The organism is Kitasatospora purpeofusca, from assembly GCF_000718025.1.
Taxonomy (GTDB): Bacteria; Actinomycetota; Actinomycetes; order Streptomycetales; family Streptomycetaceae; genus Kitasatospora; species Kitasatospora purpeofusca.
This window is the reverse complement of the sequence record NZ_JODS01000008.1, coordinates 173565-187539: the sequence shown is the minus strand read 5'-3', so window position 1 is coordinate 187539 and position 13975 is coordinate 173565. Positions and strand designations below refer to the sequence as shown.

Sequence of the window (13975 nt, the reverse complement as noted above, 5' to 3'; positions counted from 1 at the left end):
GAGGGTCCGGGGTCGGCGGCCGCAGGCTCCGGTGGCCGTGCTGGACAAGCCGACCGAAGATCGTAAACATGCTCGGATGACCACTCCGGACGAATCCGTGCACGCGCGCCTCGACCGACTGCGCCGCGACCGCGGGCTGCTCACCCCCGCCGAACTGCTCGACCTCGCCGAGCGCGGGGTCGCGGTGCTCGACCCGTTCTCGGTGATCGTCTCCCGGCGGGTGGAGATCGGGCCGGACAACGTGCTCCACCCGGGCGTGGTGATCGAGTGCGACGAGCGGAGCCACTGCTCGATCGGCCCCGGCAACGTCCTGTACGGCGGCACCAGGATCGCCGCCACCGACGGCGGCCGGGTCACCGTCGGCGCCCGCTCGCTGATCGGTGACGGCGGCACCCGGATCCTCGCCGGGGCCCACGAGAGCATCGAGATCGGCGACGAGGTCCGGCTGACGGACGGCGCCGAGGTGCTCGGCCACAGCCTGCTCGGCCACGGCTCCCAGATCCTCGGCCCGGTCTCCGCCCGCTCGGTCGAACTCGCCCCCGGCCTGCCGTACACCTACCCGGACCCGGACGGCCGCGGCGGCGTCCTCAAGGGAATCGGCCGGGTCTCGGGCGTCCTGGTCGGCACCGGCGAGGTGCTGGGCGACTACGAACCCGGGCGCCAGCGGCTGTACCACCCGGAGGCCCCGCGGCTCGGCCCCGGCCCCACCCTGGAGCGACTGACGGCCGAACACGCGGGCCGCGTCCTCGCGTTCGAGCGGGACAACCGGGGCTTCTTCGCCGACTCGGTGCCCGACCGGAGGAACGAGTACTTCACCCCCGACGGCTTCGCCGACCGGCACCGCGCACTGCTCGCCGAACAGGCCGAGGGCCGCTGCCACTTCCACGTCGTCCTGAACAGCTACGGCCGGATCGTCGGCCGGGTCAACCTGGTGGACGTGGCCGACGGCAGTGCCGAACTCGGTTACCGGGTGGCGGAGGCCGACACCGGTCAGGGCGTGGGCCGGGCCGCCGTCGAACAGGTCCTCCGACTGGCCGCCGGGGCCTACGGGTTGAGCTCGCTCACCGCCGTGAGCTCGCCGGACAACGAGGCCTCCCGCGCCCTGCTCGTCCGGACCGGGTTCACCGAGGCGGGCGAGCGAAGCGTCGACGGCAAGAAGGTCATCGTCTACCACCGGGCCCTCTGAACGGCGGTTCGGCCGCCCGGCCAATGGGCAGCAATCCCAGCGTGACGATCCCTCACCGCTTGGTCGGCTCCGGCGCCCACAAGGTCCTGGTCCTGCACGACTGGTTCGGCACCAGCGCCGGCTGGGGCCCGTTCCCGGACTACCTGGACGGCTCCGCCTTCAGCTACGCGTTCCTCGACTACCGGGGCTACGGCGACCGCAAGGACGTGACCGGCGCCTACACCCTGGCCGAGATCGCGGACGACGCGCTCGCGCTGGCCGACCAGCTCGGCTGGCCGGAGTTCTCGCTGGTCGGGCACTCCATGGGCGGCAAGGCCGTCCAGCAGGTGCTCGCCCAGGCGCCCGGCCGGGTAAGGAAGTTGGCCGGGCTGGCGCCCGTTCCGGCCGGCCCGTACCCGATGGACGCGGACGGCGAGGCGCTGTTCTACGGCGCCGCCGAGGACCGCGCCAAGCGGTACCGGATCCTGGACCTGGTGACCGGGCGGCGGGCCGGGCGGGTCTGGCTCGACCTGATGGTGGACCGCTCGCTGGAGCTGTCCACCCGGGAGGCCTTCGGCGGCTACGTCCGCGACTGGACCACCGCCGACCTGGTGGACCGGGTCGCCGGGAACCCGGTGCCGGTACGGGTGTTCGTGGGCGAGCACGACCTGCTGCTGACCGCCGAGGCGATGCGCGGCACCTTCCTCGCCCACTACCCCAACGCGGAGGTGGCGGAGCTGCCCGGCAGCGGCCACTACCCGATGCACGAGACCCCGGTCGCCCTGGCGTCCGCCCTGGAGGCCTTCCTCGGCGAGTAGCGCTCCGAGCTGTCCTGCTGTCCTGGCTACCCGAGCTGCCGGATCCGCTCCCGGACGGCGGGCGAGGCCTTGGCCCAGGAGCCGCTGTCGAAGGGTGGCATCGGGTCGTACTCGGCGTGCAGCTGGATCGCCCGGGCGGTGGTCTCGTCGGTGAGCAGGGCGGCGAGGTGCAGCGCCATGTCGATACCGGCGGAGATCCCGGCGGCGGTGACGATGCGCCCCTGCCGCACCACCCGCTCGGGCAGGTAGGTGGCGCCGTGGGCCGCGAGTTCGCCGGCGGCCGCCCAGTGGGTGGTGGCGTCCAGGCCGTCGAGCAGCCCGGCGGCCCCGAGCAGCAGCGCGCCGGTGCACACCGAGGCGGTGAACCGGGTGGTCGCGTGCGTCCGGCGCAGCCAGTCGAGGAGCGCGGCGTCCGCCATCAGCGGCCGGGTGCCGTGCCCGCCGGGGACGAGCAGGACGTCACAGGACTCGACGTCCGCCCGGCCGGTGGGCACCTCCAGCCGCATCCCGCCGATGCTGTCGGCCACGACCCCCTTCTCCCCCGCCGAGACGAACCGCACGGTGGCGCCCGGGAGATGGCCGAGCACCTGGTACGGGCCGATCGCGTCCAGCGGCTCGAAGTCGTCGAAGAGCAGGATGACGATGTCCATGTGCCGCAGCGTAGACGCGAGTCGGCTCCGCGTACCGCCCCTGGGCAGCGGATTCACGAGAACGAGTGGTCTGCACCACTGGCCTTTACCGGAGCGCATCCAACTCCGCGCCGAGGGCCGCGCGGATCGGGTCGTGGGCGGGGGTGAGGGCGTGCGCCGGGTCGGTCCAGCGGTCGCGCGGGTAGAGCCAGACCGGCAGCCGGACGAGGTCGGCGGGCTCCCAGTCGTAGCGGGGCCAGACGTGGGCGTGCAGCATCGGGTCGGTGTTGCCGAGGATCTCCAGGTTGACCCGCCGGAACGCCGGATCGGCCGCGCGGCAGGCCCGTTCGACGGCCTCGCCGAGGCGGTCGAGGTCCTCCAGGTAGGCGAGCCGGCGCGGCCGGGGCAGGTCGGAGAGCCGCTGCGCACCGGGCTGGTCGGTCAGCAGGATCGCGTAGCCTGGCAGGAACTGCACGTCCCCGATCACCGCGAACCCGGACTCCAGCCGCCGGACGACGGTGGGGTTCTCCCCGCGCAGCGCGCTGCCGACGCGGTCGGACTTCCAGTCGTTCTCGTTGTCGATCATGGATCGATGCTAACGACCCCCCGGCGGCAGGCGATCGGGGTCATGGGGACGCGGAAACGCCCGGCCGGGAGGTCCCGGCCGGGCGCGCGGTTCCGAGGACGTGTCAGAACTGGGTGGTGACGGTGACGCCGCTGAAGTCGGTGACGGCGTACAGGCTGAGGTAGCGGTATCCGGCCGTCGGGTTGGTGACGGTGACGGACTGGGTGGTGCCGGTCGCCGTCGAGGAGGCGGTGAAGGCGGTCGGCGAGGCCCAGGTGTCGGCGTTGTAGTACAGGTGCGCGGTGCCGGTGCCGCCGGTGGCGGTGACCTTCAGCGTGGTGGTGCCGGCCGGCAGGTAGATGTACATGTAGTCGGAGTTGCCGGCGGTCGCGGCCCGGCCGGCCCGGGAGCAGTTCTGGCCCATCGCGTCGTTCCGCGCGTCGGTGCAGGTCGGCAGCGCGACCGGCGGCGCGCTCACGGTGACGGTGGTCGGCGTGGTACCGCTCCGGCCGTTGCTGTCGGTGGTGGTCAGAGCGACGGTGTAGGAGCCGGCCGCCGCGTAGGTGTGGCTGGGGTTGCGCTCGTCCGAGGAGCTGCCGTCACCGAAGTTCCAGTGCCAGGCGGTGATCCGGCCGGGGCCGGTCTGCACGGACCGCTCGCTCACGCTGACGGTGGCGCCGTTCACCGCGGTGTCGAACAGCGCGGTCGGGCCGGTCGCGTAGCAGGCGCCGCCGGCGCAGGCGTCGAGCCAGGCGTCGAAGTCGGCGTCGTACGAGGTGCCGACACCGTTGTAGACCGCGTAGCCGCCCGGGTAGTCACCGACCCGGAAGCGCTCCAGCATGGCCTGGACGTCGGCCGGGTGCTTCTCCACCATGTACCGGACGGCCAGGTAGCCCCACGGGTAGGTGCGGGTCGAGTCCGAGTTGCCGTAGGTGCTCTGGAAGAGGGTGCTGAGCGGGTAGGTGTGCTTGGCCGCCTGGGCCATCGCGTCGGTGTCGGTGGCACCGCGGTAGGTGTACGAGACGTACTCGGCGAGGCCCTCGATCCACCAGAGGTCCGGGACCGAGGTCTGGGCCGCGAACTTCCCCTTCATGTCGTAGATGCCGTCGAGGTAGTGGGTGTACTCGTGGTTGAGGTTCCACACCCGGGCGGGGTCGCTGACGTTCCAGGCCTTCTGGTACATCACGGTCACGGCCTGCTTGTTCGGGTCGGTCGCGTCCATGAGGGTCTGGCCGCCGTTGTCGGTGCTGTTGCCGAAGATCGCCCACGAGTAGGTGGTGTAGTCGGTCTTGTTGGCGAAGATCCCGAAGGTGACGGTCTTGGCGTACTGGTTCGGGATCGGCCCGTTGTCCTTGACCAGGCCGTGGAAGAACGCGTCCTGCTTGCGCAGGCTCTCGCAGGCGGTGGCCAGTTCGGCGGCCGACAGGGCCTGGGCCTGGAGGGTGCGGTTGTCGCAGACCAGCTGGTTCGGCAGGACCACCGAGGTGAGCTTGGCCGGCAGGTTGCAGATGCCGTAGTAGGAGCACTGGCCGCCGTTGTAGTACGAGGCCTGGACGGCCGTGTAGACGTACAGCGCCCCGTACGGCGTGAGCAGCGGCGCGGAGTCCAGCACCTTCTTGACCAGCGGCTTGGCCACGGTCTCGGCGGCGGGGCTGGTTCCGGCGAACCGGGCCAGGTCGTTGCCCGCGTTGGTGTCGAGGACGGCGTTGGGCCCACCGAGCAGGTCCCGGTGCTTGACCGCGAAATCGGCGAGCGAGTTCACGAGGCCGGGATCGGCCGCGAGCGTCCGGACGAAGTCGGCGTTCCGGTAGCCCGACCAGAGCGGGTAGAACAGCACGGAGTTGACGGCGCTGATCATCTGCGGGGACGCGCTGTAGCTGTTGTCGAACTCGTCCAGGATCCGCTTGTAGGCGCCCGCGTAGCGCGACTGGACGTTGGCGCTGTCGGTCAGCCACACCACCTCCTTGAGGACGCTGCCGTTGGCGTCGGTGACGTCGCGCCACCGGGTGCCGGCGAAGAGCGGGTCCAGGGCGGAGGTGACGGCGGTGGTGAGCTCTCCGGTGTACGGACCGGCCTGGGCCGGGTTGTAGAACTGGATGTAGTAGCCCACCTGCAGGTACTTGACCAGCTGGGTGATGCCGGTCGAGTTGTCGCCGCCGTAGCCGCCCGCGAGGTCCTTGAGGGCGGCCGCGACGGACAGCATCCGGGACTGCTGGAAGATGCTGGGGTCGGCACTGCCGCTGGTGTACAGCGACTTGATGCAGTCCACGGTCGAGCTCTTGACGAACGCGACCAGGTCGGCGCCGGTGCGGGCCGCGAAGTCGGTCGGGGTGCAGCTCTGCACGGCGAGGGACTTGAACTCGGCGGGGGCGCCGGCCTCGGCCGGATCGTTCAGGCGGGTCGCGCCGATCAGCGCCGGGGGCAGTGCGGCGGCGGGCTCGGCGAGGTCCTCGGACCCCGTCCCCGCGGCCGGGGCGGTGAGCCCCACCGGGCCGGCGGAGGCCGGGGCCGGGGCCGAGCCGACGGTGGCGGCGGTGGCAGGGGGTGCCGCGAAGGCCTGGGTCGGCAGCACGGCGGTGGCCGTGGCGCAACAGGCGACGACGCCGGCTGCGAGCATGGAGAGTCTGGTGCGCAGGAGCACGCCTGAATCCTTCGTGAGTGGGGGCAGCCCGAGTTGGGGTCGGGCTGAAGGAAGGAGATCGGCGTGGATCCTGTCATCGACCGGTGATTAGAACAATGTCACAGGTTATATTGCATGAGATTTTCAGCCACCCGCCCGCTCGCACCACCCTCCGCGCGGCCGACCTGCGACGGTTCCGGCCGGAACGAACCGGCAGGCGGGCGATGACGGGGCGTCGGACCACGAGCCGGGCGGCCGCACCGGCCGGCGGGCCGTCCGGTCTGGCCGATCTGCGCCCCCGAACACCCGGCGGACCCGCCCCGCCACCCGGTGATGCAGGTCACATTCGGTGCTCCGATGAGTTTCCGCTCCGGCACCGGTCCTACGAGCATGACGAACACGATGACCGCGCAGGCCGCCACCGCTACGGCCGCCGCCCGCCCGCTGCTGACCGCCGGCGCGGTCGCCGGTCCCCTCTTCCTCGCCGTCGGCGTGGTCGGCGGGCTGACCCGGGAGGGCTTCGACTTCACCCGCAACGCGCTCAGCCAGTTGAGCCTCGGCGACCTCGGCCGGGTCCAGCAGACCGCGTTCCTGCTCACCGGCGCGCTGCTGCTCGCGGGCGCCGTCGGACTGCGCCGGGCCCTGCCGGGGAGCACCTGGGCACCCCGGCTGGTCGGGGTGTTCGGGGCGAGCTTCGTCCTCGACGGCTTCTTCGCCGCCGACCCCGGGGCCGGGTTCCCGGTCGGGGCGCCCGAGGGCCGGGTGACCGAACTGAGCGGGCACGGCCTGGTGCACCTGGCCGGCGGGACGATCGGCTTCCTCGCCCTGTGCGCGGCCTTCCTCGTCCTCGCCCGGCACCTGGGCGGGCGCTGGGCCCTCGCCTCGCGCGTGGTCGCGGCCGCCGTCCTGGTCGGCTTCGCCGCCTCGGGCGCCACCGTGCTGGCGTTCACCCTCGCCGCCGCACTCGGACTGGCCTGGCTGACCGCTGTCGCGATCAGGCTCCATGCGTAATGATCATCAATCAGTGGACGACCGGACGGACTTCGAGGAGCACCGCATGACCACCCCCAACGGCCCCGCCAGCTACTTCCCCGCCATCGAGAAGAAGTACGGGCAGCCGATCGCCCACTGGCAGGAGCTGATCCGCTCCTCCCCGCTGACCAAGCACATGGAGCTGGTCGCCTGGCTGAAGCAGGACCACGGCCTCGGCCACGGGCACGCGAACGCCCTCGTCAAGCACACGCTCGACGAGGGCGGGAAGTAGGCCGCGGGGCGCGGCCTCAGATGCCGAGGCCGCGCACCACCAGGTCCACCAGTGCGAAGAAGAACAGCGAGATGCCGACGAAGCCGTTGGTCTGGAAGAACGCCCGGTTCAGCCGGGACAGGTCGTTCGGCTTCACGATGGTGTGCTCGTAGACGAAGGCGCCGGCCACCACCAGCAGGCCGATCCAGAACGCGACCCCCGCGTCGGTGAGCACCGCGTACCAGCCGAGCAGCAGCGTGGTGAGCACATGGCAGCCGCGCGCGCCGCGGATCGCGGCCGGGATGCCGAACCGGGCCGGCACCGAGCGCACCCCGCCCGCCCGGTCGGAGGCGACGTCCTGGCAGGCGTAGATCAGGTCGAAGCCGCCGATCCAGATGCCGACGGCCGCACCGAGCACAACCGCGTCCCAGGACCAGGTGCCGGTGACGGCCAGCCAGGCGCCCACCGGGCCCATCGCCTGGGCCAGGCCCAGGATCGCCTGCGGGAAGTCGGTGAACCGCTTGCCGTACGGGTAGACCACCATCGGCACCACGGCGACCGGGGCCAGCGCGAGGCAGAGCGGGTTCAGCAGCGCGGCCGCGCCCAGGAAGACCACCAGGGCGACCGCCGAGCCGACGTACGCGGTCTTCAGGGACACCGCGCCGGTGACGAGCTCGCGCCCGGCCGTGCGCGGGTTGCGGGCGTCGATCTCCCGGTCGATGATCCGGTTCGCGGCCATGGCGAAGGTCCGGAGCCCGACCATGCAGACCGTGACGACGAACAGCTCGCCCCAGTGCACCCGGCCGTCGGCCCGGAACATCGCCGTCAGCGCCGCGATGTAGGCGAACGGCAGGGCGAAGACCGAGTGCTCGATCATCACCAGCCGCAGGAAGGACTTGACCTTGCCGGGCGGGACCTCGGGAAGTGCGGCGGCGGTGCTCACAGGCCGTACTCCTTCCAGCGACGGCTCACCAGGGCGGCGGTCTCCGGGTCGGAGGAGACCATCTCGGGCCAGCCGCCGTCGCGGGTGTAGCCCTCCTCGGGCAGCTTGCGGGTCGCGTCGATACCCGCCTTGCCGCCCCAGAACTGCTGGTAGGAGGCGTGGTCGAGGTGGTCGACCGGGCCCTCGACCACGGTGAGGTCGCGGCTGTAGTCGACGTTGCCGAAGGCCCGCCAGGCGACCTCCTGGTAGTCGTGGACGTCGCAGTCGGAGTCCACCACGATGATCAGCTTGGTCAGCGACATCATGTGCGCGCCCCAGATGGCGTGCATGGTCTTCTGGGCGTGCTTCGGGTACTTCTTGTCGATCGAGACGATCACGCAGTTGTGGAAGCCGCCGGCCTCGGGCAGGTCGTAGTCGACGATGTCCGGGATGATGATCTTCAGCAGCGGCAGGAAGAAGCGCTCGGTGAACTTGCCCAGCGGGCCGTCCTCCGTCGGCGGCCGGCCGACCACGATGGACTGCAGGATCGGGCGGCGGCGCATCGTCACGCAGTCGATCGTCAGCGCCGGGAACGGCTCCTGCGGCGTGTAGAAGCCGGTGTGGTCGCCGAACGGCCCCTCGGGCAGCATCTCGCCCGGCTCCAGCCAGCCCTCCAGGACCACCTCGGCGTCCGCGGGGACCTGCAGCGGGACGGTCTTGCAGTCCACCATCCGCACCCGCTCGCCCGCGACGAAGCCGGCGAACAGGTACTCGTCGATGTCGCCCGGCAGCGGCGCGGTGGCCGCGTAGGTGACGGCCGGCGGGCAGCCGAAGGCGATCGCGACCGGCAGCCGCTCACCGCGCCTGGCGGCCACCGCGGCGTGGTTGCGGCTGTCCTTGTGGATCTGCCAGTGCATGCCGATGGTGCGGCGGTCGTGCCGCTGGAGCCGGTACAGGCCGAGGTTGCGGATGCCGCTGTCCGGGTCCTTGGTGTGGGTCAGGCCCAGATTGAAGAAGGAGCCGCCGTCCAGCGGCCAGGTGAACAGCGCGGGCAGGTCGTCCAGGTCGACGTCCTCGCCGGTGAGCACCACCTCCTGCACGGGCGCGTCGCCGGACTTCACGTTCTTCGGCGGCACATGGGCCATCGAGGCCAGCTTGCCGAAGGCGTCCCGGAAGCCGGTGAAGCCCTGCGGCAGCTCCGGCTTCAGCAGGCCGGCGATCCGGTCGGCGATCTCCTCGGGGCCCTTGAGGCCGAGCGCCTTGGAGAGCCGGCGCTCGGTGCCGAAGACGTTCATCGCCAGCGGCATCGACGAGCCCTTGACGTTCTCGAACAGCAGGGCCGGGCCCTTGGCCTTCTGCACCCGGTCGACGATCTCGCCGATCTCCAGATAGGGGTCCACCTCCGCCTTGATCCGCTTGAGGTCGCCTTCGCGGTCGAGGGCCCGCAGGAACGAGCGGAGATCGTCGTATGCCATGCCTGCCAGTATCCGCCACCCGCTAGCCTGGCCTGTGTCAAGGGCCCCCTCGAAGCGGCACCGGTCGACGGGCCGGCCCGCCGCCACGAGAACGCGCCCGCCACCGACGTCACCCGGGGGAGACCGCCGCCGTGCTGAGGATCCTGACCTTCGTACTCCCGCTCGCCCTGTGGGTGTGGGCCTTCATCGACTGCCTGACCACCCCCGAGGACGAGGTGAAGCACCTGCCCAAGGTGGTCTGGGTGATCATCGTGCTGCTCTTCCCGCTCGTCGGCTCGATCGCCTGGCTGGTGGCCGGCAAGCAGCGCGGCGCGCTGCGGACCGCGCCGGCGGGCGGCGGCGCCGACGGACCGGCCCACGCCCCCCGGCGCGACGGCCGGCCGTTGGCACCGGACGACAACCCGGAGTTCCTCGCCTCGTTGAAGAAGCACAACAACGAGCACGAGGACATGCTCAAGCAGTGGGAGGCGGATTTGCGCCGCCGCGAGAACGAGCTGCGCGGCAAGGACGACCCGGACGAAGGCCGTCGCGGCTGAGCCCGCGTCGCTCGGACAGCCCACCCGGCATCCACCGGGTGGGCTGCGGTCTTTTTGGTGCATCCCTACGACTGGTCGGACACCACCGGCCCGCCGGCACGGCCTTCACCGCCGCATCAGGCGTCCCGCGGACACCCCCTCGGGAGACCCGGCCCTCCTTGACAGGTACAGCTGTGACCTGCATGTTTCCTCAGGTTGCGCTCACCCGACCGCCATCTGGACGACAGCTCGGGGTAATCGAACAGCTACCGGCCGGACGGGCTGAAACGCTTCGCTTTCTGTGCAGCCCTGACATCTAAACGGACGCGACCTTGTACGGAATCGACGCCGAAACCAGCGCGCGGCCCCTCGTACAGTCATAAGTGAAGAAGTGATTCGCAGCCGGGGGCATCGCAGACGTTGGCTGTCGGACAGTTCCCTCACCTTTGGAGTGGTTCGAGATGACGGTTGTGCACCAGGCACCGGTCGACGACGACGTCCCGGAGATCCCCACGGACGTCCGGGGAAGAGTCGCGGAACTGCACGAACTCCGCGAGCAGGTCCGCCGGGGCCCCAGTGAGAAGGCCACCGAGGCCCAGCACGCCAAGGGCAAGCTGACCGCCCGCGAGCGGATCGACCTCCTGCTCGACGAGGGCTCGTTCCGCGAGGTCGAGCCGCTGCGCCGGCACCGCGCCACCGGCTTCGGCCTGGAGGCGAAGAAGCCGCACACCGACGGCGTGATCGTCGGCTGGGGCACCGTGCACGGCCGGACGGTCTTCACCTACGCCCACGACTTCCGGATCTTCGGCGGCGCGCTCGGCGAGGCCCACGCGCAGAAGATCCACAAGATCATGGACATGGCCATCGCGGCCGGTGCCCCGCTGGTCTCGCTCAACGACGGCGCCGGCGCCCGCATCCAGGAGGGCGTCACCGCGCTCGCCGGCTACGGCGGCATCTTCCAGCGCAACACCAAGGCCTCCGGCGTCATCCCGCAGATCTCGGTGATGCTCGGCCCGTGCGCCGGCGGCGCGGCCTACTCCCCGGCCCTGACCGACTTCGTCTTCATGGTCCGCGAGACCTCGCAGATGTTCATCACCGGCCCGGACGTCGTCCAGGCCGTCACCGGCGAGAAGATCAGCCAGAACGGCCTCGGCGGCGCCGACGTGCACGCGGGCGTCTCCGGCGTCTCGCACTTCGCCTACGACGACGAGCAGTCCTGCATCGAGGAGGTCCGCTACCTCCTCTCGCTGCTGCCGCAGAACAACCGCGAGATGCCCCCGCCCGTCGTCAACGACGACCCGGTGGACCGCCGCAACGAGACCCTGCTCGACCTGGTGCCGGCCGACGGGAACCGGCCGTACGACATGCGCAAGGTCATCGAGGAGATCGTCGACCACGGCGAGTACCTGGAGGTCCACGAGCGCTGGGCCACCAACGTGCTCTGCGTGCTCGCCCGGATCGACGGCCACGTCACCGGCATCATCGCCAACCAGCCGCAGTCGCTGGCCGGCGTCCTGGACATCAACGCCAGCGAGAAGGCCGCGCGCTTCGTCCAGATGTGCGACGCCTTCAACATCCCCCTGGTCACCATGCTCGACGTCCCCGGCTTCCTGCCCGGCGTCGACCAGGAGCACGACGGCATCATCCGGCACGGCGCGAAGCTCCTCTACGCCTACTGCAACGCGACCGTGCCGCGGATCCAGCTGATCCTGCGCAAGGCCTACGGCGGTGCCTACATCGTCATGGACTCCCGCTCGATCGGCGCCGACCTCTCCTTCGCGTGGCCGACCAACGAGATCGCCGTCATGGGTGCCGAGGGCGCCGCGAACGTCATCTTCCGGCGGGACATCAACGCCGCCGACGACCCGGACGCGATGCGCACCCAGAAGATCAAGGAATACAAGAGCGAGCTGATGCACCCGTACTACGCGGCCGAGCGCGGCCTCGTGGACGACGTCATCGACCCCGCCGAGACCCGACAGGTCCTGGCGTCCTCGCTGGCGATGCTGCGCACCAAGCACGCGGACCTGCCGAGCCGCAAGCACGGCAACCCCCCGATGTAGCAGCGCCGCCCGGCCGAGCAGTACGGCCGGCCCCGCCGACGCCCACTCACCACTGACGCCGGGAGAAATCCGGACCATGACCGCTTCCGCCGAACCACTCGTCCGAATCGTCCGCGGCTCGCTCTCCGACGAGGAGCTCGCCGCCCTGACCGCCGTGCTGATGGCCCGCGCCGCGGCCGCCCAGCAGGCGGCCGCCTCCTCGCCGGTCGAGCCGATCGCCAACTGGCAGCGCCTGGAGCGCCGTCCGGCGTACTTCTCGCCGGTCAGCTGGCAGTGGGCCGCCTGACGCCTCGCCCGAGGGCCCGCACGGAGACCGCTCGGCCGTCGGCCGGCCACCCGCAGTACCGGGGTGGCCGGCCGACGGCGTTCCCCGGGACGGGGGCCGGGGAACGCGGGCCAGGGACCGGGGGCGGCCGGCGGGGGCTGGCGGGGGCCGGAACTCCGCACTGCCGCCCGAAACGGCTCGAAAGGGTCCCTACCGGACGGTATGCGGGCCGCCGCCCGGCCCGCCGCCGTAGGATCCAGCAGCTGACGACCGGAACCACCAGGGAGGCTGCGATGGCCAGGCAGGCCCGCGCGCTGGCGACCCGCCAGACGGTGCTGCGCGCCGCGGCCGAGGTGTTCGACGAGCGCGGCTACGCGGGCGCCACCATGGCCGAGATCCTGGACCGGGCCGGGGTCACCAAGGGCGCGCTCTACTTCCACTTCCCGTCCAAGGAGGAGCTGGCGCTCGCCGTGATCGAGGGCCAGGGCGCCTGGCTCGCCACCTGGCAGCCGGCCTCCGACAGCCCGATGCAGACCGTGATCGACCTCGGGCACGCCTTCGCCCACTCGCTGCTGGACGACCCGCTGCTGCGCGGCTCGATCCGGCTGACCATCGAGCACGGCACCTTCACCCAGCCGCAGATCGGCGCCTACCAGGGCTGGACGGACGCGGCGCGGGAGCTGCTGGAGCGGGCCCGGGACGCCGGCGAGCTTCGGCCGGGGGTACGGCCCGCGGCCGCCGCGGGCGTGATCACCGGCGCGGTGACCGGCATCCAGCTCAGCTCGCAGGTCCTGACCGACCGCAAGGACCTGCTGCAGCGGATGGCCGACCTCTGGGCGCTGCTGCTGCCCGGACTCGTCGAGCCGCGGACCCTCGCCCGGCTGAACACCTCCGACCGGGGCCGGGTCACGGCTCAGATCCGGTAGTCCGCCACCCGGTCGGCCGGGACGAGCGACGGCAGGGCCACCGTCCAGAGGCCCCCGACCGCCTCGGCGGCCAGCCGGCCGGTGGACTCGGCGGCGAACAGCACCAGCCCGGCCGCCAGGGTGGTCAGCAGCCCGGCCGCCTGCTCCCGGTCCAGCCCGGGCCGCAGCTCGCCGGCCGCGGCGGCACGGTCGAGCAGGGTGCGGAAGACGGCGGTCAGGCTCCACCACGCGTCCGCCGAGGGCTCCGGCGGCGAACCGGCCGGCGACACCACCGCCCCCACCCCGCAGCCGGCCGGACGGCCGCCGAGGCCGAGCAGCACACCGGCCCGGACGACCACGTCCTCGCGCAGCAGCCGGGCCAGTTCGTGGGTGAGGTCGAGGAGTTCCTGGACGGCCGGCCCCCGGCCGCGCAGCGCGCGCAGCACGGCCAGGCCGATGCTGTCGGCCGCCGCGGTCCGGACCCCGTCCGCGAGCGCCTGCTTGGAGACGAAGTGGAAGTAGAGCGCGCCCTTGCTGACGCCCGCCCGGCGGCTGATGTCGACCAGGCTCGCCGACTCGAAGCCCGCGTCGGCGAAGGTGTCCGCCGCCGCCAGCAGCACGGCCTGCCTGGTCCGTCCCGCCCGTTCCTGCTTGGCCACTCGGTCCCTCCGGCCCCGGCCGTGGCGAGCTCCGGCTCGCCCGGTTGCTGTCACGGCGCCGTCGTCGATGGTGCGGCGCCTCTGCGGACCGCCGGTGGCGCGCCGCGCCCACCCGAAACCGCATGGTTGGT

At 71.8% G+C, this 13975-nt stretch carries 14 protein-coding genes; 8 read left to right on the top strand and 6 right to left on the bottom strand.

Annotated elements, in window-relative coordinates; all coding sequences use genetic code 11:
• Positions 1-76 precede the first annotated feature (76 nt).
• The gene (locus IF01_RS51345; RefSeq protein ID WP_341845488.1) at positions 77-1186 is read left to right on the top strand and encodes a GNAT family N-acetyltransferase; all 1110 of its coding nucleotides are present in this window, start codon (positions 77-79) and stop codon (positions 1184-1186) included.
• A gap of 41 nt (positions 1187-1227) precedes the next feature.
• A complete protein-coding gene (locus tag IF01_RS0114660) occupies positions 1228-1983 on the top strand; it encodes an alpha/beta fold hydrolase (RefSeq protein ID WP_030393829.1) in 756 nt (251 codons plus the stop codon).
• Positions 1984-2009: 26 nt separating this feature from the next.
• Here the strand turns inward: IF01_RS0114660 and IF01_RS0114655 are convergent, their stop codons facing one another.
• The 3 genes from IF01_RS0114655 to IF01_RS0114645 all read right to left on the bottom strand — a co-directional run bounded on the left by IF01_RS0114655 (position 2010) and on the right by IF01_RS0114645 (position 5818).
• On the bottom strand, positions 2010-2633 hold the full coding sequence (locus tag IF01_RS0114655) for a DJ-1/PfpI family protein (RefSeq protein ID WP_030393828.1): 624 nt from the start codon (positions 2631-2633) through the stop codon (positions 2010-2012).
• Between the two features lie 85 nt (positions 2634-2718).
• Complete coding sequence (locus IF01_RS0114650) at positions 2719-3198, bottom strand: HIT family protein (protein ID WP_030393827.1); 480 nt, start codon at positions 3196-3198, stop codon at positions 2719-2721.
• A 103-nt stretch (positions 3199-3301) separates the two neighbouring features.
• Positions 3302-5818 (bottom strand): collagenase, encoded by a 2517-nt coding sequence (locus tag IF01_RS0114645; RefSeq protein WP_030393826.1) that lies wholly within the window; start codon positions 5816-5818, stop codon positions 3302-3304.
• A 369-nt stretch (positions 5819-6187) separates the two neighbouring features.
• Here IF01_RS0114645 and IF01_RS0114640 point away from each other — a divergent pair, with 369 nt between their 5' ends.
• Both IF01_RS0114640 and IF01_RS0114635 read left to right on the top strand, forming a co-directional pair.
• The gene (locus IF01_RS0114640; protein ID WP_030393825.1) at positions 6188-6808 is read left to right on the top strand and encodes a DUF998 domain-containing protein; all 621 of its coding nucleotides are present in this window, start codon (positions 6188-6190) and stop codon (positions 6806-6808) included.
• A gap of 46 nt (positions 6809-6854) precedes the next feature.
• On the top strand, positions 6855-7061 hold the full coding sequence (locus IF01_RS0114635) for a DUF4287 domain-containing protein (RefSeq protein ID WP_030393824.1): 207 nt from the start codon (positions 6855-6857) through the stop codon (positions 7059-7061).
• A 16-nt stretch (positions 7062-7077) separates the two neighbouring features.
• Here IF01_RS0114635 and mqnP read toward each other — a convergent pair whose 3' ends face one another.
• Together mqnP and IF01_RS0114625 are read right to left on the bottom strand one after the other, a co-directional pair.
• A complete protein-coding gene (mqnP, locus tag IF01_RS0114630) occupies positions 7078-7983 on the bottom strand; it encodes a menaquinone biosynthesis prenyltransferase MqnP (protein WP_030393823.1) in 906 nt (301 codons plus the stop codon).
• Positions 7980-9437 (bottom strand): menaquinone biosynthesis decarboxylase, encoded by a 1458-nt coding sequence (locus IF01_RS0114625; protein WP_030393822.1) that lies wholly within the window; start codon positions 9435-9437, stop codon positions 7980-7982. Before IF01_RS0114625 ends, mqnP begins: the two co-directional genes overlap by 4 nt.
• 131 nt (positions 9438-9568) lie before the next feature.
• On the opposite strand from IF01_RS0114625, the gene IF01_RS0114620 reads away from it, so the two are divergent.
• From IF01_RS0114620 to IF01_RS0114605, 4 genes are all read left to right on the top strand, one after another.
• Positions 9569-9973: a PLD nuclease N-terminal domain-containing protein gene (locus IF01_RS0114620; RefSeq protein ID WP_030393821.1), complete on the top strand. Its 405-nt coding sequence runs from the start codon at positions 9569-9571 to the stop codon at positions 9971-9973.
• A 440-nt stretch (positions 9974-10413) separates the two neighbouring features.
• Positions 10414-12015: an acyl-CoA carboxylase subunit beta gene (locus tag IF01_RS0114615; RefSeq protein WP_030393820.1), complete on the top strand. Its 1602-nt coding sequence runs from the start codon at positions 10414-10416 to the stop codon at positions 12013-12015.
• A 76-nt stretch (positions 12016-12091) separates the two neighbouring features.
• A complete protein-coding gene (locus IF01_RS0114610) occupies positions 12092-12301 on the top strand; it encodes an acyl-CoA carboxylase subunit epsilon (protein ID WP_030393819.1) in 210 nt (69 codons plus the stop codon).
• A 272-nt stretch (positions 12302-12573) separates the two neighbouring features.
• Positions 12574-13206 (top strand): ScbR family autoregulator-binding transcription factor, encoded by a 633-nt coding sequence (locus tag IF01_RS0114605; protein WP_037779812.1) that lies wholly within the window; start codon positions 12574-12576, stop codon positions 13204-13206.
• Here IF01_RS0114605 and IF01_RS43895 read toward each other — a convergent pair.
• A complete protein-coding gene (locus tag IF01_RS43895) occupies positions 13194-13844 on the bottom strand; it encodes a ScbR family autoregulator-binding transcription factor (protein ID WP_051755343.1) in 651 nt (216 codons plus the stop codon). The two genes, IF01_RS0114605 and IF01_RS43895, sit on opposite strands and share 13 nt — an antisense overlap.
• Between the last annotated feature and the right edge of the window lie 131 nt (positions 13845-13975).

What these genes read in the sequence shown, in the direction of transcription:
- IF01_RS0114625 (WP_030393822.1), bottom strand. Translation starts at nt 9,437, where the DNA reads ATGGCATACGACGATCTCCGCTCGTTCCTGCGGGCCCTCGACCGCGAA.
- IF01_RS0114605 (WP_037779812.1), top strand. Translation starts at nt 12,574, where the DNA reads ATGGCCAGGCAGGCCCGCGCGCTGGCGACCCGCCAGACGGTGCTGCGC.
- IF01_RS0114655 (WP_030393828.1), bottom strand. Translation starts at nt 2,633, where the DNA reads ATGGACATCGTCATCCTGCTCTTCGACGACTTCGAGCCGCTGGACGCG.
- IF01_RS0114610 (WP_030393819.1), top strand. Translation starts at nt 12,092, where the DNA reads ATGACCGCTTCCGCCGAACCACTCGTCCGAATCGTCCGCGGCTCGCTC.
- IF01_RS51345 (WP_341845488.1), top strand. Translation starts at nt 77, where the DNA reads ATGACCACTCCGGACGAATCCGTGCACGCGCGCCTCGACCGACTGCGC.
- IF01_RS0114635 (WP_030393824.1), top strand. Translation starts at nt 6,855, where the DNA reads ATGACCACCCCCAACGGCCCCGCCAGCTACTTCCCCGCCATCGAGAAG.
- IF01_RS0114640 (WP_030393825.1), top strand. Translation starts at nt 6,188, where the DNA reads ATGACGAACACGATGACCGCGCAGGCCGCCACCGCTACGGCCGCCGCC.
- IF01_RS0114615 (WP_030393820.1), top strand. Translation starts at nt 10,414, where the DNA reads ATGACGGTTGTGCACCAGGCACCGGTCGACGACGACGTCCCGGAGATC.
- IF01_RS0114650 (WP_030393827.1), bottom strand. Translation starts at nt 3,198, where the DNA reads ATGATCGACAACGAGAACGACTGGAAGTCCGACCGCGTCGGCAGCGCG.